Raw genomic sequence first — 23,336 nt, forward strand, 5'->3', positions numbered from 1 at the left:
AGTTTGATGAGGAGGTGGAGGTTGGAAAGCCTCTGCTTTACTCTACTATCTGCGTTCATCTGCGGTATTTTTTTTTTTTCAAAATATTGCTATCTTATTTTTGCACCCTATATAGATTGAAAAAATGCTGCATAACATTATAAAGGGGAAAGAACATAATTAATCGATAATTATCATAATAATAATCATTGATCAATTACAGGGATTTTAATGTCAGATTATAAAAAAACATTAACAATAATTATATCTTTTTTTCTGATAGTTTTCATATCTGCCGGATCAAGTCCGGTTCTGGATAATTTAGACAATCACGACAACAATTCCATTCTCTTAAAGAACGCAAAAATTGATACATCCTCTGCACAACCGTCAAAATCTGTTCAGAATATTTCTATTGCTATTTCACAAAACCAGGCTGATGAGAATGGATACTATCTCGTACAATTCAAAGGATATACAAAAGAGGAGTGGAAGCAGGCTTTGCGTGCTTCGGGCGCAGTCCTGTATGATTATGTCCCCAATAATGCTTTTATCGCCAGTATGAATTCATCTGTAAAATCACAGGTGGAGGCGCTGGATTCGGTGAAGTGGGTTGGAATATACGAGCCCGGATACAGGATAAGCCCGGCGCTTTCCTCATCAGCTGCAATTATGGGACAGGGATCAGTGAATGAGAATATTACGGTTCTCTTGTTTGATGCAGGGGAAAATAAGCGTGTATCGGATGAAATAACAGGACTTGGCGGTGAGATAATAAGTAATTCAGGGGATAGGATCAGGATCAGTATAGCAAAAACGAAGATTCCTGATGTTGCACGGATAAACGGGGTAAGCTGGATGGAAAAGTATGTGCAGCCTGTTCTGATGAACGATGTTGCTGCCAATATAACGACGGCATATTCTTTCAGGAACACGCATGGGTTGACAGGCGCAGGGCAGATCGTGGCAGTGGCTGATACGGGGCTGGACACAGGTGTAAATGATACTACGATGCACGATGATATTGAAGGAAGAATTGTTGCATTGATCGACCTTTCAGGTAATGGCGCTGCAGACACTTTCAGCGGTCACGGAACTCATGTGGCAGGATCAGTTCTTGGCAATGGCGCACGCTCTGGTGGACAGTTCAAAGGAATGGCTCCAGGCGCTCAGCTTGTTTTCCAGGCTGTTGAAAGTACTAGAGACTCTTTGAGCGGGATCCCTTCAGACCTAAATATCCTGTTCCAGCAGGCATACGACCAGGGTGCAAGAATTCATTCCAATAGCTGGGGATATATAAATTATAATGGAGTTTATAATTTTGATTCAAAAGATACTGATAATTTTGTATGGAATCATCAGGATATGTTAATATTATTTGCAGCTGGCAATGAAGGAGTTGATGGAAATTCAAATGGTGTTATTGATCAAGATTCTATAGCTCCGCCAGCTACAGCAAAAAATTCACTTTCAATTGGGGCGTCTGAAAATAATAGACAATCAATTTCTGATATTTATTCTACCTTCCTTTTTAATGGTAATACCAAATTTCCTGTTGAACCTATAAACAGTGATAAACTTGCAGATAATATTGAAGGACTTGCTGCGTTCAGCAGCCGCGGACCTACAGATGATGGACGAATCAAACCCGATGTAGTAGCTCCCGGGACATTTATATTATCCCTTAAATCGAGTGTTGCACCTCCTGATGGTTTATGGGGGGATTATGATGCAAATTACAGATACAGCGGCGGCACAAGTATGTCCACGCCTGTTGTAGCAGGCATTGCGGCTCTTGCCAGGCAATATTATGTGCAGAATGAAAGCATAACTCCAAGCGCTGCGCTTCTTAAAGCAACAATAATAAACGGCGCCCATAATATGACACCAGGGCAGTATGGAACAGGAGCAACACAGGAAATACAAACTCTTCCGGACTATGCCCAGGGCTGGGGCCGCGTAGATCTCGAAAATTCCCTGTTCCCGGCATCGCCGCGATTTATGCGATATTATGATAATAGTACCGGATTAAGCACCTCGCAATACTGGAATGTGAGTTATAACATGAACAATAGTTCTGAACCTTTGCGAGTGACGCTTGTATGGTCTGATTATCCCGCAACTCTATCGGCAAGCATTACACTCGTGAATAACCTTGACCTGACAGTAACAGGCCCTGGTGGGACATATTACGGAAATGGTGCATCGGATAACAGGAACAATGTGGAACAGGTTGAATTAATATCGCCGTCTTCGGGCTCATACACAATAAGAGTAAATGGAACAAATATCCCTCAAGGCCCGCAGCCGTTCGCTGTTGTAATCTCAGGGGCACTGGATTTTCTTCCTCCCTCTGCAAGCAATGAGTTCCCCACAAATAATTCATACACGAACAACAACACTACAAATGCAGCAGTAAACATAACTGATAGTGTTTCAGGAGTGAACCTTTCATCAACAGATATGATGATCAATGGTTCTTATGTCTCTTTTTCAAATACTCCCATATTTAACGGATACAGGATACAGAATGTAACAACTGTTCCTTATAGCGATGGGCGGGTTAATGTATCAATAAATGCTACAAATAACGACTCAAAATCGCTGATATATTCATGGTCTTTTATTGTAGATACAATAGCCCCGCAGGTTACCATCAACCCGGTTTCCTACCAGCGCGCAAATGCCGCAAAAACAGGCAGCATCATAGAATTAAATGTCTCTGCAAATGATCCTGTGGTCAACAGCACTTCATCCGGCCTGAAAAATGCATCCGTGAATGTGTCTTTAATAAACAACACAGGAATAATAGTACTCACAAATAATTCCGGTTTCTGGAAGGGAAATGTAACCGTTGACAAGTTGGCAGATGATGGAAATCAGTCCCTTTATATCTCATTTTCCGATAATGCAGGTAACATCAACAGCAGTGAGTACATCAATGTAACAATTGATAACACACCCCCTTCAGTAACGGATGTTTCCGTGTCTGTGTCTGTTTCTCCTGCTGTCATAAATCTCACAGACTCAATTAATATCACGGCAAACATTACTTCGCCTGACTCAGTTTCTCAGGTGAACCATAGTGAGATCAATGCGCGTATAACATATCCCAACGGCACATCTGTTAACTATCCCATGTTTAATGGCAGCGGTGATTTGTTCTATAAGAATTTTTCAGACACAGAGCAGTACGGCCTCTACAATGTTACTATTCTTGCCAATGATACTACAGGGAATACGAACAGCACTCAACAAACACGATTTACCACCTCCCGCATATCAAATCTGGTAGTAATTACAGGATCTAATACAGAAACACTTACAGCTGCGCCATACTCAAATACAACTTTACGCCTGTACACTAATAATTCAAGCAATGGGACTATTCAAATCAGTCAATCGAAAGTAAATCTGACATCAAATACATCCGATTTTTCCAATCCCGGTATATACGTTCTGGTAAATGCAAGCCAGGAAATTCGAAGTAATCTGACGTATGTAGTTCTCTTAGTAAATTATACGGATGCGGATGTAAGCTCTTTTGTGGAAAGTTCTTTACGGTTATACCGGTGGAATACCACATCATCTGGATGGGAAAAACTTTCCGGTCCGGGTTCACCTTCATTCGTAAACGATGCGGGCGTAGATACTGTCAATAATTTTGTCTGGGCCAACCTTACAAACCTTAGCGAATTTGCAATAGGCGGCAGCCTTTACACTCCACCGGCACAACAAATTGCTTCATCAGGCGGTGGCGGAGGTGGAGGCGGTGGGGGCGGCGCTTCAGGTGAAAATTATTCCAATATTGAAGTGACCGAGAAATATGACATGTCGATCTATAAAGACAAAGTGACTTCCTACATGTTCAAAAACAACAGCAATCCTGTAATGTTTGTTAATATTACAGGCAATACAAGTTTTGGTGATATAACTGCAAGCATAGAAGTCCTCAGGTCTAATTCAACAATGGTAAACGTACACCCGCGGGGAAATATATATAAAAATATCAATATCTGGGTAGGGTCATCAAGTTTTAACAGGCCAAAAAACATAAAAGAAGGAATTATCAGGTTCAGGGTATCGAACTCATGGCTTGAAAGCAACAGTATCACAAACATCAAAATGCTCATGTGGGATGGGAGTGATTGGAAAGAACTTGAAACAAATGAGATCACAAAAGATAGTACTTATACCTATTACGATGCCAGTACCCAATCATTTGCAAATTTTGCAATAACGGGGACAACAGGCCAGACAGGCATGCAATTTTCGACTTCCCCTCTTTTGAAAAATGTGGAACCCGATCCCACTGAAAGCGTTAAGATAGTCGCAGGTTCAGCTAAGAAAGCACCGGGATTTGAAATTAGCACCCTGATATTATCATTATGTTATGTGTTTTTCCTGTTCAGGCAACAGAAGAAATGAGATTGCGGGCAATATCAAACTACTCACAAAAGCTTTTGTCAAATAACCGATAACCTTATTAATGATAACTATTATTATCATGAGATATTATGGTGTTTCATTGACTTTTAGAAAGGGTTTATGGAACAGTATGAAAAAGCGCTTTGCTGATGAGGAAACTATATGACAGGTTATGGTAAAATAATATATTTGAATAGCATGACACCAAAATCGGTTTTACTTGCTATGATTGTTTTTGTAATGTTTATGTTGATAAATCCGGTGGCTTTAGCAACATCAGTTCAAAAATTCGGGATAGATTCAAGAACATATGCTTCAGGAGATCAGATAAGTATTTCAGGGGAAATACTCGATGGTAATTCATCGGGCCAGATAAAAATAGTTATCTGGCAGGGTGATCAATTTCCGGAACCTGCAAATGAAACCACAAATACAACTATTTACGCAGTTGACGGGTCGTTCTCCACTACAATACCGGCGCCTTCCGGTTCAGGGGAATACACGATCGCAGCTGTTGATACAGGATCAGGTATAATATCCCCATGGCTTAATTTTAATGTTCTTGGAATAAATGATCCCAAAACCATAAAGATCGTCCTGACTGAAAACGATGTCCTGACAGTTCCTCTTAATAGTTCTGATATCACCGGGCCGCTTGCTTCGGGAAAAACCGGCGGAAATATCAGCTTTGATGGCATTACGTACCATTTCCTTGTTTCGGATGATAATATCGCCTACTTAGACGATGATCCGGATATGAACCTGACCTCGGACAGCTCAGGGAATGCAGTTGTTGGAAACCTTGTAGAAGGTTCAAAGATCAAATTGAACACCAGCACCTATACTATTATTTCTATCCATAACGAAACGCAGATAGTTATGGCCCGCCCGGTAGTTCCCTCATTTTCAGGAGGCGAATCCGTAAATGTGACGCTCCTTGCAATGAACGCCACAAATCTTCCTCTTGGCAGCATAGTTATTCCGCTGAACCTCATTAAGAGCGATGGCACCTCTACCACGACCAATGTGACAACGAACAGCAACGGAATAGGGACAACAAACATCAGTGTGCCCACAGAGGCAGGCGTCAATCACCTTATTGCGGGAAATGTCGGCCACCTGTCTTTTGTCGTAGATCCTGTAGAAATGTTCGGGGATCTGCTCTCTCAGGAGAATAAAGCCAAACATACTTTTTCCAGGAGTGAAACGTTAACCGCAGTTGCATACCTGAAGAACAGATCAAGCGGTGAACCAATCTCCACTGCAACGGTGAACGCTTCTATCTCAGGACAATCTATGAGTTATGACCTTACACTGGCTTTTGACAGCTCTATGGGAGCATATACGGCCAATTATACTATTCCTGTCGATGCTCCTCTTGATACATATAATGTAAAATACACAGCAAGAATAGGCTCACAGATACAACATGCATATACAAACTATAACCTGAAAGCATACGACCTCTTTCTGAAAGCCGTTTCAAAAGAAAACGATGAGAGCGATGGTTTTGCGCCGGGAAGAGAAGCGTTTCTCCTGCTTGCAGGAACTGACCTTGGCGATGGAAGCAGGCTGGATATAAACAATATGACTGGTGGTCTTGATCGTCAAAAATTCAGATTGAATATCACGAATGACCGCGCAAAGTCCGAGAATACGAACTGGACTGTCATGAATCTCACAACATTTTATTCATACAAGAATGTGCCATTAGATGTACAGGATGAGATCAAGCGGAAAATGGGTGATAACGTAACGATCATTAACTTTACAGCGCCTGCAGCAAATGGCATATACGATATTGTTGTACAGGTGAACCTGACACAGTGGACAATAGTAAAGACCAGTATTTCCATACAGGACATTTTCGTTCGCGGTGAACCTGTCAATAGAAATGGCTGGTTCAATCCCAGAATAGCTCCCGGAGCTTTTGCAAGGCTTCTCATAATGGCTTTTGATCCCTCAACAGGAGAACAGCTGTCAGCGGACAATATTCATGACGCAGGGCTTGTGGAGGTATTTAGCGAAAGCGCAGACGATGTCGTAACCCAGTACATGCTCAACTCCACCCTTGAGACCATCGAAATCCCATATATGGGACAGGTAAAGGCATTAAAATTCCAGGTCAATGATTCGTACCTGGGATTCCACTTTGTGAAGTTCTGGATAAACGCGACCGTCAATGGCGTGCCAAAAACGGTGATAGGGAACGGCTGGTTCGATGAAAAATCATACACAATAATGGCAAGACCTGTCTATGATACAGGAACCGGGATGTTCAAAACCTTCGGTGGAAATGACGGCATCAACCTTTCAGTATATGTGGAAGACATGAGCGGAAATAATGTATCGGGTGCGTCTATTGAAGTCCAGAACGTGAAATATGGAATGACAGGCGAAAATGTACCTTTAAATTCCTCACAGACTTCATTCACAACAAACAGTAACGGTATGGTAACAGTTACAATTGATCCCACAGGCACATTAAAATCCGGTTTTTATAATGTCAGGGTCAAAATGACAACACAGGAAGGTGTTATCGATTACGGAAACGGCTGGTTCGAAGTCCGCAATTTCATTTTCTTTGCATATTCAACATCATGGGATGCGGCTGTAAATAAGCCCATCCGATTCAGCCTGAATGCTTTTAACAGCAATTTCCAGAACAAGAGCGCCAGTGTGACACTGACCAGGATAAACTCGATGGGCGACTGGGAAATGATGACACCTCCATCCGTATTCAATGATACTGATGTTCCTGCAGGGCAAATCAACGGAACATATACTTACGAACATCCCGGTCTTCCTGAAGGCGGGGATTATGAATTCGTATTCGAAGCGAACGATGGCAGTTCAACGGAAGTAGGATATGCATGGGTACACGTGACGCCGTTTATTGCATGGATAGACACCTATGGGAAATATGAATTTTCAACATCAGGCTTCCTGAATTTTACTGTAGTTGCATCGGGTGATAGATTCGGCGGCGCGACTCACAATATCACCAATATCACTATTGAAAAAGTGATGCAGGAAGGCATGCAGATGACCACATATCGCAATAAGTCACAGATGGCCTCTATCACTACCACCCAGACAATCGCTGAGAAAACCGCTGAAGACAGGATCAATGTATCCGTCAATACAACTGACTGGGGCCAGGGCGGCTATTCAATGATGCTTAAAGTAAAGGACAACCAGAGCAATGAGATTTATACACAGTTCTGGTTCCAGTTAAAGCTTGCAAGCGTTACAGTCCCTGAACTAACGCGAATAACCATCAACGGGGGCCAATTCTATACAAATACGACAGCGATCAATGCAACACATGATATCATTGCCAATAAGGATAAATTCGCAAATGGATCTACCGGCACAATTACAGCAGGAAAAGCCAGCGGCCGGAACCTTGGTGATGAAGATTATGAACTCACGATGATCGTGAGCGATGGAAATAATCAGGTCGTAGAAATCTGGAATCACAGTCTTGTCCCATACTTTGCAATGGTAGCCATTGATACCATCAATAATACGGTTTATATGGAATTTGAAAACCGGAGTGAACCACCGCAAGAAAGGATACAATACTACAACCTTTCAGACAATACAACGACCCGGGTCTTCAATGCATCCGTGGGTGACAACTTCACTGACTATACAGGAAGGACATGGAAGATAACTGAGATTACATCCGATGGCACAATAAAATTGCAGGGCATCAATACACTGAAAAACGGGCTCATGGTAAGCCCTTCAGTGATGGCAGAAAGCAAATCCGGGAAGTTCCTTATGGGAAATATGCAGGATGAGGAATGGAGAAATGTTGACCTTGACGGCGATGGCCAGTATTACGGCAATGAGAGGTACAATATCCTCATGGTAGATTTAGCAGAAAATGAAACATATAACAAAGTCTATGTCAGCAACATCTCAAACTTCTCATCGGGAACATACATAGACGCAAGCTCAGGTGCCGGGGTACAGTTCGGAGGAGATCCTGTGTACCTGCTATCTAATAAATACACATCAAACGCATACATGCTTGATTTTACAACATACAGGAAAGGCTGGGGTGGAATGAATCTGGGAACATTTGCCAACGGCTCTGTTATCAAGATCCCCTTCCTCGTCCTGAAACCGGACGGAACGCCAGTATCAGGCAGCAATGTATCCATAGATTTCCTGATGGATCAGGGCAGGGGAAAATATAATCTCTCCGGGATCAATAACACCACAGATCAAAATGGGCTTGCTATAATTTCTATAAACTCGACCATAAATTCCATACCGACAGGGGCATGGATGATCTTTTACAATGCAAGCATTGACAGCAATTATGCCACAGCGGATGAAGACATGTTCTGGGAAATGCCCAGGTTTGAGTTGAGGAACTTCATGATAACCGGAGCCCTGGGTATCCCTGGACAAATAGATCTAACCAGATTAAGCGATAATAATATTTCCGATGGCTTACCAGGAAATAACATGCTCCTTGGCTTCGGGGATGAGATCGAATTCAAGCGCGGCATAGGAACGTGGTGGAACGACAGCCAGAAATACCAGCTTGAGTACCCCTTTGAAAAATGGTATTTCAACAATACTGCACAAGGATTCAATTATTCCCCGGATTGGGGAATCACCATGTATCCAGGGAATGAAACTTTGATCAATTCAAGCAGTGCAAAGAACGTGATCACATACAATGTCACGTTGATCAATAACACAGGTGATCATCTTGTCCTGGATCTTGGAATGTATGAATATCAAATGTGGTTGTTCAACGTTACGTCCATTGGGGCAGGCAACACCACTATAAACATGTCATATAAAGGATGGCCGTGGACAATGCCAGGCGGAGGATCCGGAAGCCCTGGACCTATCAGGCAGACATTCAACACTGGTATGAATTGGTGGATCGGCGGTCTTGATTTCACGGTGGAAGCCATATATCAAGGTAACAATACGGTGGTTTTGAGATTGAACAGGCCGGTCCTGGTTGGAGAAGTAAACTCTGCGAGCGAATTGATGGATAACAATACTGCAAATGGCGAACTCGATAAGATGCGCGGCTCGGTCAATAAGGTAACTTTCAATTCCACGGATTATCTCGTATATGGATATGAAGATAAAGCGCCCACATCGGCTGATGGGATGCAATTTGGCAGAGATACTATGGACAGTGTGCTTGTAGAGAATCTCACAAATTCAAGTTCAAAGGTTTACCGCATTGGCGAACCAATCCCTGAACTGGATAACTATTATGCGGCATCCGCTCCGGAATGGGGAGGAAAGCTGGTTCTGTTGAACAACAGCACCACACAGGTTTTCCCCATACAGCAGTGGGGCGCTGACGCACCAATATATTATGCAGGAACTTTCAGCGATGCGGATATCGGCGGTGATCTTGCCACAATGGGCGGCGGTGGAGGCGGCAACATGCCAGCAGGGGATATTAGTTCAGATAAAAATTACTCGATATTAATGTTAGATACCATCCCCAATGGTGTCAACTACCCCACACAGGCTACATATGATGACGACCCTGATATGACCTGGATGGATGACTGGACTGATCCGTCGTCACCCGCATTCTATGATATGTATGGACCTGAAAGAGGACGCGGCGATGCAATCCCTATGGGTATGTTCAATCCGCTGAACCCAACTGTGAACATGTCAGAAAAAGGGGCATGGGACATTGGAACAGGCAATATGGATAATTACCCCCTGGCTTTCCCAACGATAAAGATCAATATGTCTGCAAATACAGCTAAAGCCACGACATTTATCCAGAAGCAGGATTTCGATAAGAATGACAGTATAACCCTTTATGTTGCAGCAAAGGACTTCACGGGTACGCCCATCAATGGAATCGCAGTTTTAACAAAGATAAAAATGTCGTTTGGCGGTTCTTTAACTACAGGCCCCTTCAATGACCTTCCTAAGACCTGGGACATAAATAATATCAACGTTACCCTTGTTGAGGGTGAAGGACTGATAAGAATGAATAAGACCCAAATGCCGGCTGATCTAAAAGCAGGAGGAAACTATGACTTCATTTTCGGCGAATTCACTGCGTTCATTGATGTGATAGATAATGATAATGCAGGCAGGACTGAAACATTGAAGAAGAATTTCTTTATAATGGATAAAAATATGCCCAAAGGAGGACCCGGCGAAGGGTCCGGCGGAGGGCCTGGCGGCGATGGCGGTGGAGAAGGAGGAATATGAGGACGATCTGTATGAAACAACAAATGATCATATCTATGATGCTATTGCTTCTTGCGATCCCGGCATCATCGGCAGTTGCGACAATAACTGTTGGAGCGATCAGTTATGATAGTACGGTAGTAAAGGATGAAAGTATAACAATATCATCATCCGTGACTGCATCGACGGTGACAGGAACACTGACAGTGGATGTAACACTGACAGATAACTCAGGATTGTTCAATATCCCGACACCTGTCCAGCAATTGCAGTTCACGACCAATGGCACAAAGGCAATTTCCTGGACGATAAAAGCAACAAGCTCGGGAACAGGTGCGGCCCCATTTACTATTACTGGATCGGGCGATGACGGGAGCAACGGAGTAAGAACGTCCTCTTCTGCGGTCACGGTAAAAGACAGGCCGGTGATTTCAATATCAGCCTCCTCAGATGTATCTACGATAGCAACAGGAGGTTCTGCTTCTGTAAGCTATGTGGTTTCAAACGACGCCTTAGTTGGCGCTTCGGATGCCACAAATGTTAATGTGACACTTGTATTGCCAGCCGGATGGAGCCTTTCTTCCGGAACTAATCCGTATGCTCTTGGTTCTATTGCGCCCGGAGCTTCCATGTCAGGTTCATGGACCGTGAGGGCGGACTCTCCGGCTGCGTCCAACACACTTACATTAAATGCCGGCTCTTCCATCCCCGGAGGAACTGTATCCGGAACTGTATCTATCACAGGTCCTTCAGGTAGTGGAGACGGCGGCAGTTCAGGCAGCGGGGGAAGCGGTGGAGGTGGCGGCGGAGGCAGATCAGGTGAGAACGTATCAAATATCGAAGTGATCGAGAAATATGATCTGCAGATATCAAAGGATGCTCTTACTTCCTACAGGTTCACCGATAAAAAGAACCCTATGATGTACGTCAATATAACAGGCAATACCACTCTGGGGATTATCACTGCATCTGTAGAAGTATTGAAGAATACATCGACCCTCGTGAGCTTCCCGCCTGAGGGACTTGTATATAAGAACGCCAATATCTGGGTCGGAACTGCGGGCTTTGCAACACCAAAGAACATCAAGGATGCTCTCATCAAATTCAGGGTCGCAAACTCCTGGATGAGTGAGAACAGCGTTCAAAACAGCGCTATGGTTCTTGAGAAATGGAATGGTAGCAACTGGATACAGCTTGGGACAGAGTTCGTGTCAAAGGATGACACCTATTCATACTTTGAGGGCAGGACAAATTCCTTCTCACCATTTGCAATAGTTGCAAAAGCAGGTGGCGCACAACCAGCTGCCACAGTAACATCCACTCCAGCCGGAACACCGACACCCGGATCAACAGGAAAACCGGGTTCGGGAGATGCGGGAGGTATCTCGCCATGGCTCATCGCAGTGATCGTAATCGTGATCATCGCAGCTGCGGTTTATTTCCTGGCCAGAAAGAAAAGATGAGAAATCATCTTTTCAACTTTTTTTAATGTGTATCATTGACATTGATAAGATCTTTCACCAAAATTATTATATTTGCCGTAAACAATAAACAATCAGTAAATGATTGGCAAAAACAATATTATATCGGGAAAAGCCTGGAAATTCGGTGATAATGTCGATACTGATGTTATAATTCCCGGTAAATACCTGCGCACGACTGATATGAGTGTGTTCGCATCCCATGTTATGGAAGGGATCGACCCGTTATTCTCACAAAAAGTCCGAAAAGGTGACATAATCGTTGCCGGAAAGAATTTCGGATGCGGCTCATCCAGGGAACAGGCGCCGCTGGCTTTAAAACATGCGGGCATAGCGTGCATCGTAGCTGAATCATTTGCCCGGATATTTTTCAGGAATGCAATAAATGTGGGATTGCCTATTATCGAAGCAAGGATTGATTGCAAAGAGGGAGACAATATCGAGATCGACCTTGAGAAAGGAATTGTGAAAAATAATGGGAAAACATACCCTGCCACAAAACTCCCGGATTTCCTGCGCGAAATACTTGCTGATGGCGGACTTGTTGAACATCGCAAAAAGGTGAATCCTTGATATTCCCGGCTGATTATAAAAGCGTAGGTATGACCAGGACTGACCCGACAGGAAGGATCGGGGGGCCGATATATTTTACTACGGAATACCTGATCGCCGAACTTCCATCAGGTTACGAAATATATAAGGTGAAAAGTGAAGGTGAAGGACTGTTAAGAAAACTTATCTCACTTGAGCTGATTGCTCGTGGAAAAGAGATAATAAAATTTAAGGAGAAACTTGATTCCCATGACAGGACAAAGCTTATCGAATGCGCTCTTCCCTTATGTAAAGGTGTCGTAAATACTGTTGTTTTTGAGGGCATGGACAGGCATACGACTTTTATCCGGGATCCGAGCCTGCATGAGGTAATGGAAATAGAGATAATTGATATCGTGCCACCCGAACCGCCGTGGCTTGACTTTGCCATCCAGAGACTTGTAAGAAGCGGTATACTCGGAGAACTGAATATTCGTTTTTCGACAAAACTCATTGACCTTCGCCAGTTTGAGGGTGAAAATGTAGTATTTCCCTGTCACGCTTCTGAACTTAAAGGAAAATACCTTGATACGGATACCGATATCGAAGATAATTCCATGCTTGTGGGATGTGATATATCAAAACAGATATTTGAGCTTCGCTACCCCAATTTGACTTATAAGCATATCAATATGTGTCCTCTTAAAACAGAACTTTACCTGCCCACAAAGCCTTTTATCACCCGATGCTGCCAGAGCAAGAAATCTGGTATGGTGAACCTTAATGGCATTGACGGCGCCGTGGTTCACTGGGGGGCATCCGAATACGATATCGTGGATGCTATCAGGATGCTTGTAAGAATAATTAACGGTAATATTGAAAATAAGGAAAAAACATAATGACAAATCAGAAAAAAACATGAAAGTCGCAATTATCCCTGGTGATGGTATCGGGAAAGAGGTCTTACCTGCGGCATTATCAGTACTTGATGTTTTTGGCGTTGATATAGAGAAAGTTCCTCTTGAGATTGGTTTTGGCAAATGGGAAAAAACGGGAAGTGCTATCACAGATGATGATATTGCTCTCATCAAGCAGTGCGATTGCGTTCTTTTCGGAGCTATTACAACCGTACCTGATCCCGATTACAAGAGCGTTCTTGTACGAATACGAAAAGAACTCGACCTGTATGCAAATATCCGTCCATTCACACCTCTTAAAAAAGTTAAATTGCCCTGTGCAAAGAAATTTGATTTTGTGATAGTAAGGGAAAATACGGAAGGGATGTATTCAGGTGTCGAGGAACTGCATGAGGATGTTGCATATTCCACAAGAATAATTACACGCAAAGGCAGCACGAGGATCGCAGAAAAAGCCTGCAAGATCGCAAAGATGAGGAAAAAGCAGTTAACAATAGTCCATAAAGCAAATGTTTTGAAATCAGATTCGTTTTTCCGTGATGTCTGCACGGGTGTTGCGAAAAAAAATGACATAAGATATAATGAAATGTTTGTAGATGCCATGGCATATGATATGATTCTGCACCCGGAGAAATATGATGTGATAGTAACTACAAATCTTTTCGGGGATATACTTAGCGATGAAGCTGCGGCAATGGTAGGTGGCCTGGGCCTATGCCCCAGCGCCAATATTGGCGATAAATATGCGTTTTTTGAACCCATACATGGCAGCGCTCCCGATATTGCAGGAAAAGGTATCGCTAATCCGATAGCAGCCATACTGAGCGTCAAGATGATGCTTGAATGGGCAGGCTTTAACGCGGAAGCAAAAACAATAGGCCAGGCTGTAAACAATGTTCTTGATAATGGTATCGTTACTCCTGACCTTGGAGGTTCATATTCTACTCTTGATGTTTCAAATGCAATAACAAAATTGATTAGATGAAAAAAACATGTATGTTTCGAGTGGAAGAATGAAAAGAAAAACGAAAGACCAATTAATCAAGGAACTTGAAAGTCTAAAAGAACGTCTGAGTAAACTTGAATACTCTGACACTGAAAGAAAAAAAGTGATTAAAGCCCTTAGCGAATCAGAGGCGAAGTATCGTTTATTATTTGATTCGGCTCCTGTGGGGATAGGGATAGCTGACCTTGAAGGAAATATAATTGATGCCAATAGGACCATGCAGGAGATGAGCGGCTTTTCCCTTGATGAGTACAGGGCAATTGGTGTTGAAGCAACCTATGCTGATCCGGAAGAACGAAAGTTTTTACTAAATTCCTTAAGAGAAAAAGGGAAGGTGAGGGATTGGGAAGGCAGGTTGAAACGTAAAGACGGATCAGAATATTATGCATTGCTCAATACTGATATAATGGAATTGAAAGGTCGTAAGTTACTTCTTGCGATTATAAGGGATATTTCGCAAAGTAAGCGAAATGAGATGGCATTAAATGCAGCTCTTGCAAAGGCACAGGAAGAGAAAAACAAATCCGAGGCTATCATTGCAGCACTGGGTGATGGTATAATAATCCAGGACACTGATTATAAAATAATATACCAGAACCAGATTCAAAATGATCTATACGGGGACAGGACAGGTGAAATTTGTTATAAAGTATATGAAGGCAGGGATAATATCTGCGAAGATTGCCCGGTTGAAAGGACGTTCAGGGATGGGAAGATCCACAGGTCGGAAAGAAAAATTGCCACTGACAGGGGAGATTTTTATTTTGACCTTACTTCATCTCCTTTAAGAGACTCTAACGGGAACATCATAGCAGGAATAAAAGTTGTCAGGGAAATAACAGGACAAAAGCGCATGGAACACACCCTGCGCGAGAGTGAAGAAAAATATCGCAGACTGGTTGAGACATTGATGGAAGGTATATGGGTACTTGACAAAGATGCGAACACTACTTTTGTAAATCCACGTATGGCACAGATGCTCGGATATACCGTTGATGAGATGCTGGGAAAGCATTTGTTTTCTTTTATGGATGAACAGGGGAGAGAAAATGCAACGCGCTATCTGGAGCGGCTTTCGCAGGGAATCAAAGAACAGCACGATTTTGAATTTGTCCGAAAAGACGGAACACGGATATATGCAAGTTTAGAAACATCCCCTATTATTGATGAGAACGGAAATTATTCCGGCGCAATTGCGGCAATAGCGGATATCACGGAGCGTAAGCGTGATGAAAATGAAAAGAACCGGCTTCTTAAAGCTATGGCCAGCAGTACCGACGGCATTACCATATGCGATGAAAAAGACCGGTATATCTACGTAAATGAAGCATATGCAAGAATATTCGGTTATTCCCAGGAAGATTTTATCGGGGAGACCTGGCGGAAAATCACCCCTTCAGATTTAATAACTGTAGTCGAAAAAGGTTTAGAAGATACGTTGCATAATAAGGACACGGGGGTATTCAAAGGAGAAGTCCCCGGACTCAAGAAAGATGGCGGGACAGTCCCTACTGAAGTCATGGCCACGGGTCTGTGGGATGAGAACGGAAATTACAATGGACATATATGTATCGTCAGGGATATCACCGAGCGAAAACGTGCTGAAGAGAAGCTTCGTGAGGGGGAACGATTCCTGGAAACTATTTTCGCAAGCATCCAGGACGGAATCGGGATAATCGATAAGGATATGAACATTATCAGTATTAATAAGACTGGCGAAAGTTGGTATCCGCATGCGATGCCGCTTGTTGGAAAGAAATGCTATGAAGCATATCATAACAGGAAAGAGCGGTGTGAGCTTTGCCCTGCCTGGGAAACGCTCAAAACTGGCAAATCAGCTTATAAAGAAGTTCCCAGACACGGACCCGGGGGAAAGCAAGTGGGATGGGCGGAAATTTACAGTTATCCTCTTAATGATATGATCACCGGACAGATGAATGGTGTAATCGAATATGTCCGTGATATTACGGAACGCAAGCGCATGGAGGAAGAGATCAAACAATCCGAAGAAAAATACCGCCTGCTGATCGAGAACATCCAGGAGGGAGTGTTTGTTATCCAGGATGCAAAAATGGTATTTGTAAACAAGGCAATCGCAGCGATATCAGGCTATAGTATTGAGGAAATTATCGGCATGGATTTTCACAGCTTTGTTGCGCCAGAGGATCTGGAAATGGTCCAGGACAGATACTACCGGAGGCAGAGAGGGGAAGATGTTTCCTCAGAATACGAATTCCATGTACTGCGCAAAGATGGGGAAAAGACCCTTGTCAATATGAGCGTGGGGATTGTGACTTATCTCGGAAGGGTTGCCAGCATGGGCATACTGAAGGATATTACCGAGCAAAAACGTGCAGAAAAACTCATCAAGGAATCTGAAGAGAAATACAGGAATCTCGTCGAGCTGACTACAGATATCATTTATATGACAGATAAGAACAGCAAACATGTATTCATGAATGATGCAGGATTGCGGATATTAGAAGCTTCGCCAGAAGAGGTGATCGGTCACCACTGGTCAAAATGCATATATCCTGAGGACAGGGAGAAATCTGTCCAGAAATTCCGGGAAATGATTGAAAATGGCACTGATGTATTCGATTTTGAGAACAGGTACATTTCAAAGAGCGGCAAGGTAATTAATGTCCTTCATAATATCAGGATCCTGAGAAATGAAAAAGGGGAAGTGATAGGAACACAGGGAATCGCAAGAGATATCACAGAAAGAGAGCGTTCAGCGGAGGCGCTTCGCCTATCTAACCTGGTAGTTGAGAACAGCCAGACCGTTCTTTTCAGGTGGAAAGCACAGAAAGGCTGGCCTGTCGAGTTTGTCTCAAATAATGTGGTCCAGTTCGGGTACAGTGCCGAAGAATTCCTTTCAGGCGCGCTTCTTTATGTAACAATAATCCATCCTGGCGATCTGGAAAGGGTATTAAAAGAAGTGCGAACGCATTCGGAGAGAGGTGATGACAGGTTCCGTCAGGAGTATCGTATCATAGCAAAAAATGGGGCAGTCCACTGGATCGATGACAGGACAGTGATCGAACGCGAAAAGGATGGAAATATAACTCATTACCAGGGAATAATAATAGATATCACAGAACGCAAACATACTGAGGAAGCTATCAGGAAATACAATAAAGAACTTGAAGAATCCAATCGCATGAAGGAACTATTTACTGATATCATGCACCATGACCTTTTGAATCCTCTTAATGTGGCCCACGGATATGTTGAACTTTTCCTTGAAGATGAGAAAGATCTCCGGAAAAAATCTCATCTCGAGACAATTAAACGAAATCTTGTCAAAGGAATGGATCTTATTGATAATGCCACAAAACTTTCAAAACTTAAGAGTCTGGAATCTATTGGATTTGAGGACATTGATTTGAAAATTGTTGTTACAGAGGTTATTGAAAATCTTACACCGCTTGCGGTAAATGCCGGGATGAGTATTGAAAATAACCTGAAAACCAGATTGCCTGTTAAAGCTAACAGGATCATCGAAGATATTTTTACAAACATTATAATAAATGCCATAAAATATGCCCCGCAAGGAAAAAGAATAGTGGTGAGGGGCACAGAGGAGGCCAATTCCTGTTCGGTAAGGATCATAGACTTTGGAGAGGGAATAAAAGATCCGGAAAAGAAACTCATTTTCGAAAGATTTAACAGGAATGAAAAGAAAGGCGTAAAGGGTTCAGGATTGGGTCTTGCGATAGTAGGAAGAATTCTTCAACTTCATAATGGCAGGATCTGGGTTGAAGACAATCCTGAAGGCGGGGCTGTTTTTGTTGTGCAGATACCAAAATCATAGAGAAAAATCATGATGTTAAAAATCCATGATTTTAATGGATTCTAAATAATTATTAATAATAATAAATATCCAAAAGATTTAAATAGAATCCTGATAGTTTGAAATGCTGGTAATTTAACCTGGGACTGTGGTTACGATTTGGATATCATAGTAAAAACCTAAGGATTGTAGGATTAAGTGATCCTTTTTGTCTTAGGTTATGCAAAACCACATTTTAAAAAACGTGTTGGGTAATTCAGATGAAAAGTTTAAATGCTAGAAAAACTCGTATTCAGAAAACTAAACGAAACTGGCTGATGGTTTTAATCATATGTGTACTGTCTGTCACAGTTATTGTTTTTCTTGGAATCAGATCAAATGATGAGATCCACAATATAACCCAGAAACAATTTAGTGAAAGACAGCTACTTCTTTCAAAACAGATTTCTTCAGGGATAAATGGATTCCTGAACGAAAAAACAACAATTATTGAAATAACGGCTTTGCATATTTCTGATGCATCGCCAGATACGATATTAACCGAATTTGCGAATGTTTACAATCATACCAGCGGCATTTATGTATTTGAGTTTATTAATGAAAGTGGTATAGTTACTATGGGGTACCCCAGGGAAAATACACCTTTTGGATATGATCTTTATAAATTTAAAAGGCCGGAAGATAATGAAACAGAACCTGTTCTGATAAATACTTTTGAATGGGTCAGAGACAATAAAAAGACAAATATCACAAGGCCTGTGCATTTATTAGAGGGAGGACTCGGAGCTTTCATCTGGACCCCTGTTTACAAAGGAGATACGTTTAAAGGTGAAATTCTTGCAATCCTAACAATCTCAGATGTCTCGAATAAATTCCTAAAAAACTATAATCTTCCATGGGAGGCTCTCATGATCGATGACCGTGGAGATATATTATACGATAGTTCTCATAGGTATAAAGAAGGTACAAAATATCCAAACGCTTATTTCGAAAATAATGGAAATGAGACGGAATTGATAGCCTATTCTCCCATCACCTGGCGCAATCAAAACTGGTCAATAGCCGTGATATCCCCGGCCTCAGAAGCTGACTCCTTGATAAATTCAGTATATGTAAAACAGAATCAGTTTATAAGAGTAGCGGTTGGTTTTATTATATTGAGCAGCTTTTCAATTATTTTATTACTCTTTGGATGGAATAAATCTCTTGAACTTGAAGTGGCAAAGAAGACAAACGAACTTAATGAATCTAACAGACTTTTACAGGATGCCAATGAGAAATTAAAGATAATTGATAAATTAAAATCAGATTTTCTGTCAATGGTATCACATGAATTGAAGACACCACTTACTGCCATGAAAGTTTCTTCAGAAATTCTATTGGAAAATGATTCAAAACCAGGTACCAGGGAGGAATTATTACAAATTTTAATAAGGAATATCGATCGTCTAACGCGCCTGGTAAACAACCTGCTGGATATTTCCATAATTGAGTCAGGCAAACAGAAATACAGTATGGAAATAGTGGACCTGAATGATATCATTGATACTGCCGTTGGCACCATAAGAAGTCAATATGAGAAAAAGAGATTGAAGATCACAACTGATATTCCAGAAGATCTTCCGAAAATCAATGCAGACAAAGATAAGATTATTCAGGTATTCATAAATCTTTTAAGTAATGCTCTGAAATTTACCCATGAAGGCGGAAATGTAGGGATTAGAGCTTTTGAATTTGAGAACTATATAGAAGTGCAGGTAAAAGATGATGGCGTTGGTATACCACCGGATAAAATTCATAAAATTTTCGATAAATTTTATCAGGTAGATAATAATTCCACCCATTCATATGGTGGCGCAGGGCTTGGGTTAGCAGTTATCAAAGCCATTATGGAAGATCATGGAGGTTTCATCAGAGCTGAAAGTTCTCCATCGAAGGGGAGTGTATTCATTCTTACATTCAACAAATTAAAGTTATAAGACGAAATTTTTTTAATTAAAATAAATCAGCTAATTATATTTCATAATAGCTCATTATCAATGTCATGATTGCAGTTAAGGCTGAAGGGATATACAAATATTATAAGAGCCAGGGCGGAAAAAAAGAGGTTCTGAAGAACGTTTCCATCAATATCGAGGAAGGGGAGATCTTTGGCATCCTTGGGCCGAACGGTGCAGGTAAAACCACGCTCATATCCATACTTTCAACGCTATCGATACCGGATTCCGGGAAAGTGGAAGTTTTCGGGATCGATGCATTAAAAGATCCCAATAATGTAAAATGTATCGTTAATATCAGCAGTGGAAACCCAAATTTCCCATGGAGCCTCACGGTTTATGAAAATCTTAAATATTTTGCATTGCTCTATGGGCTGGAAAACATGGAAGGGTCCATAAATAATGTAATTGGTATGCTCGAACTTGAGAAGTTCAGAAATACGCGGTTTGATTCGCTTTCAACAGGTACAAAACAGCGTCTTTCCCTCGCAAAATCCCTTCTTAACGACCCGCACCTGCTGTTCCTCGATGAACCTACTGTGGGTCTTGACCCGGATATGGCTATAAAGATACGCAAATTAATTAAAAAAATCCATGACGAAAAAGGGATCACTATTGTCCTGACAACACATTATATGAAAGAGGCTGAACAGTTGTGCGAACGCATTGCTTTTATCAAGAATGGCGAAATAATCGCGAATGCTGCGCCCGGTGAACTGAAGAGGCAAATGAAACTTGGCGAGAAGATAATTATTGATTATGAAGGCAGGTTTGAAATTACCTCACTTAATGACATCCCGAAAATCCTGGATATCAAATATGAGACCGGAAGAGTTGTGATCATTGCAGAGAACATTGAGTCCATACTAAATACTGTCTTAAAGAAGTTCTGTGATGTTCATATCAATAATATTGAGATTTCACAGCCTGATCTTGAGGATGTTTTCCTCCAGCTTGCGCATTAAAGTCGAATAATTTTTCTTATTCTAAAAGCCACTTCCATAATGGCGTATAAACTATTTTTCTACCATCTACTATTTCTTCTCCTTCATACTCCCAGGTTATTATAAGCAAATTGCTGCATTTAAATTCTTCATCTGCCCTTAACAGACCTGTGATCTCTCTTTTTTGTATATCTTCCCTGCTTGAAGCATCTGTCACCTGGATAAGCTGCTTTACCGGAAGACCTTCCCTGATAACAAAATCTACTTCCCTCTCCTGATGATCCTTCCAGTAAAATATTTCAATTAACGGGCTTTTGGATTTTGTCCTTTGAAGTTCTATCGCAACCAGATTTTCCATTAATCTTCCCCGGTCCTGTGAAAATTTGAACCCGGCAAAATTAATAAAACCCGGGTCCATACAATAAATCTTTCTGGGATATTGCATCTGATCCTTGACTTTGTATGAATATATAGTAAGATCAAAGAAAAGGAACGCCTCTTTCATAATCGAGAAGTATTTTTCAAAAGTAGGTACTGATACTTTAATTCCCATCGAGTTCAGCGTGCCTGTTAATTTTGTGAAACTTGCCAGTTTTCCTGAGTTTGAACATAAAAAATACGCAAGATCCTCAATAATTTCACCCCTTCGTTTTGCTTTCGGGAGTATGTCCCTATTTATTATATCGGAAAATAATGTCTGTATCAGTTCTTCTTTACCAGACGGGAGTAGAGTGACTTCCGGGAATCCCCCAAACTCTGAGTATTCCCTGAAATATTCTTTTATCAAAGCGATATCCTGTTCAATAAAATATTCTTTTATATAAAAGTTTTTGAATGATATGAATTCCCTGAAGCTTAATGGATAGACATGTGTTGTTAAATGCCTGCCTGTAAGCAAATAGCTTAATTCGGATTCTGTTAATTTTGAAGTTGAACCGGAAATGAAAATCTTTATTTTCCCTTTAAATTCATCGTATATGCTTCGTATATATTTTTCCCATTCCCTGATCCTCTGGACTTCGTCAAGGAAAATAAAAATAGTCTTATGTTTTTCAAAAAGCCTTTTGGCATGGATAACATCTATCAGGTCATTGAAATAATCCGGGGTTAAAGGCAGCAATTTCCTGTTTTCAAAGTTTATGTATATAGTGGCTTCTTTTTCTATTCCGGCATCGAGAAGTTTTCTAATGGTAAAGTACATTAAATAAGTCTTCCCAGCCCTTCTTGGCCCTACAATATCATTTATGAGATCGCTTTCTATTTTCAGGCTGATAGCTCTCTCTTTCGTGTCTGGAAGTTCTTTTCTCCAGTACTCTTCAATGACCATTGCTAACTTATCTTTATGATTTTCCATTATATCGTAAAGATAACTTTATGATATTTAAATTAATCGACGGTCAAAACGAGGGTAACCGCTTATTTTCCTATATATACTATGCGGTATATAGTTGGACTATATGGCAAACACATTAGAAAATTTAATTTGCGTAACAAAATCGAGATTGACATTATTAAGATCAAAAGCAGCAGGGAGATAAATAATGCCCCGCTACAATTCCTTCTTGAATATCCCCGAACGTGCGCCTTTAATTTTTTCTGCGGGATTTTACTGCAATCAATGCGGTGCAAAAATCAAAGTATGCCGGGTTGCCAATTGCACACATATACAAAAGTGCAAAACTGCAAGCGATGGGGAAAACCTGGAATAAATGACAACCATAATCATAAAAGAAGAAAATTCCACGCTTAATGATAAGATATTAAAAGAGTTAGGCTATATCCTGAAGTGGAATGCATGGACTAAAAAAGTTGAAATGACCCGGATCAGGGAAGAAATCGAGAGGCTCCAGGTATTGAAGATTCCCAATATCGAAATTGTACTGGATTAGATTAGAAATCGTTATCCAGTCTATATGAAATATTCACTTTGTCCTCCGGGGTTCAGGGGTAGCGGATGCCCCGGAATTCATTCCGGGGAGGAAGCGTACCCCGTCTTTAGATAATACTTTCACACCGCTAACATCAAGAATATATCTGATAATGCTGA

Annotated in this window: 11 protein-coding genes; 10 read left to right on the plus strand and 1 reads right to left on the minus strand. The window is 41.5% G+C overall.

Annotated features, from left to right (window positions below):
- Positions 1 to 210 precede the first annotated feature (210 nt).
- The 9 genes from CL181_RS00185 to CL181_RS00225 all read left to right on the plus strand — a co-directional run bounded on the left by CL181_RS00185 (position 211) and on the right by CL181_RS00225 (position 21,310).
- A complete protein-coding gene (locus CL181_RS00185; RefSeq protein WP_097297233.1) occupies positions 211 to 4,407 on the plus strand; it encodes a S8 family serine peptidase in 4,197 nt (1,398 codons plus the stop codon).
- Between the two features lie 162 nt (positions 4,408 to 4,569).
- On the plus strand, positions 4,570 to 10,638 hold the full coding sequence (locus CL181_RS00190) for a hypothetical protein (RefSeq protein ID WP_097297234.1): 6,069 nt from the start codon (positions 4,570 to 4,572) through the stop codon (positions 10,636 to 10,638).
- Between the two features lie 11 nt (positions 10,639 to 10,649).
- A complete protein-coding gene (locus CL181_RS00195; protein WP_176504972.1) occupies positions 10,650 to 12,080 on the plus strand; it encodes a PGF-pre-PGF domain-containing protein in 1,431 nt (476 codons plus the stop codon).
- A gap of 99 nt (positions 12,081 to 12,179) precedes the next feature.
- Entirely contained in the window at positions 12,180 to 12,671 is a 492-nt protein-coding gene (gene hacB, locus CL181_RS00200; RefSeq protein ID WP_097297236.1) for a homoaconitase small subunit, read from the plus strand.
- The gene (locus tag CL181_RS00205) at positions 12,668 to 13,528 is read left to right on the plus strand and encodes a hypothetical protein (protein WP_097297237.1); all 861 of its coding nucleotides are present in this window, start codon (positions 12,668 to 12,670) and stop codon (positions 13,526 to 13,528) included. Before hacB ends, CL181_RS00205 begins: the two co-directional genes overlap by 4 nt.
- A gap of 19 nt (positions 13,529 to 13,547) precedes the next feature.
- Entirely contained in the window at positions 13,548 to 14,531 is a 984-nt protein-coding gene (locus tag CL181_RS00210; protein ID WP_097297243.1) for an isocitrate/isopropylmalate dehydrogenase family protein, read from the plus strand.
- Between the two features lie 28 nt (positions 14,532 to 14,559).
- Positions 14,560 to 18,369 carry a PAS domain S-box protein gene (locus tag CL181_RS00215; RefSeq protein ID WP_176504973.1) on the plus strand — a complete coding sequence of 1,270 codons (3,810 nt, stop codon included), beginning with the start codon at positions 14,560 to 14,562 and terminating at the stop codon, positions 18,367 to 18,369.
- Between the two features lie 296 nt (positions 18,370 to 18,665).
- Positions 18,666 to 20,327 carry an ATP-binding protein gene (locus tag CL181_RS00220; RefSeq protein ID WP_176504974.1) on the plus strand — a complete coding sequence of 554 codons (1,662 nt, stop codon included), beginning with the start codon at positions 18,666 to 18,668 and terminating at the stop codon, positions 20,325 to 20,327.
- 65 nt (positions 20,328 to 20,392) lie between these two features.
- Positions 20,393 to 21,310 carry an ABC transporter ATP-binding protein gene (locus CL181_RS00225; RefSeq protein ID WP_097297240.1) on the plus strand — a complete coding sequence of 306 codons (918 nt, stop codon included), beginning with the start codon at positions 20,393 to 20,395 and terminating at the stop codon, positions 21,308 to 21,310.
- A 16-nt stretch (positions 21,311 to 21,326) separates the two neighbouring features.
- Here CL181_RS00225 and CL181_RS00230 read toward each other — a convergent pair whose 3' ends face one another.
- On the minus strand, positions 21,327 to 22,643 hold the full coding sequence (locus tag CL181_RS00230; RefSeq protein ID WP_097297241.1) for an ATP-binding protein: 1,317 nt from the start codon (positions 22,641 to 22,643) through the stop codon (positions 21,327 to 21,329).
- Positions 22,644 to 22,998: 355 nt separating this feature from the next.
- On the opposite strand from CL181_RS00230, the gene CL181_RS00235 reads away from it, so the two are divergent.
- The gene (locus tag CL181_RS00235; RefSeq protein ID WP_097297242.1) at positions 22,999 to 23,178 is read left to right on the plus strand and encodes a hypothetical protein; all 180 of its coding nucleotides are present in this window, start codon (positions 22,999 to 23,001) and stop codon (positions 23,176 to 23,178) included.
- The last annotated feature ends 158 nt before the right edge of the window (positions 23,179 to 23,336 follow it).

Source organism: Candidatus Methanoperedens sp. BLZ2, from assembly GCF_002487355.1.
GTDB lineage: Archaea > Halobacteriota > Methanosarcinia > Methanosarcinales > Methanoperedenaceae > Methanoperedens.

Excerpts from the sequence above, each read along its gene's own strand:
- CL181_RS00190 (WP_097297234.1), top strand. The coding sequence starts at position 4,570 with ATGACAGGTTATGGTAAAATAATATATTTGAATAGCATGACACCAAAA.
- CL181_RS00210 (WP_097297243.1), top strand. The coding sequence starts at position 13,548 with ATGAAAGTCGCAATTATCCCTGGTGATGGTATCGGGAAAGAGGTCTTA.
- CL181_RS00220 (WP_176504974.1), top strand. The coding sequence starts at position 18,666 with ATGGTTTTAATCATATGTGTACTGTCTGTCACAGTTATTGTTTTTCTT.
- CL181_RS00225 (WP_097297240.1), top strand. The coding sequence starts at position 20,393 with ATGATTGCAGTTAAGGCTGAAGGGATATACAAATATTATAAGAGCCAG.
- CL181_RS00230 (WP_097297241.1), bottom strand. The coding sequence starts at position 22,643 with ATGGAAAATCATAAAGATAAGTTAGCAATGGTCATTGAAGAGTACTGG.
- CL181_RS00185 (WP_097297233.1), top strand. The coding sequence starts at position 211 with ATGTCAGATTATAAAAAAACATTAACAATAATTATATCTTTTTTTCTG.
- CL181_RS00235 (WP_097297242.1), top strand. The coding sequence starts at position 22,999 with ATGACAACCATAATCATAAAAGAAGAAAATTCCACGCTTAATGATAAG.
- hacB (WP_097297236.1), top strand. The coding sequence starts at position 12,180 with ATGATTGGCAAAAACAATATTATATCGGGAAAAGCCTGGAAATTCGGT.
- CL181_RS00215 (WP_176504973.1), top strand. The coding sequence starts at position 14,560 with ATGAAAAGAAAAACGAAAGACCAATTAATCAAGGAACTTGAAAGTCTA.
- CL181_RS00195 (WP_176504972.1), top strand. The coding sequence starts at position 10,650 with ATGAAACAACAAATGATCATATCTATGATGCTATTGCTTCTTGCGATC.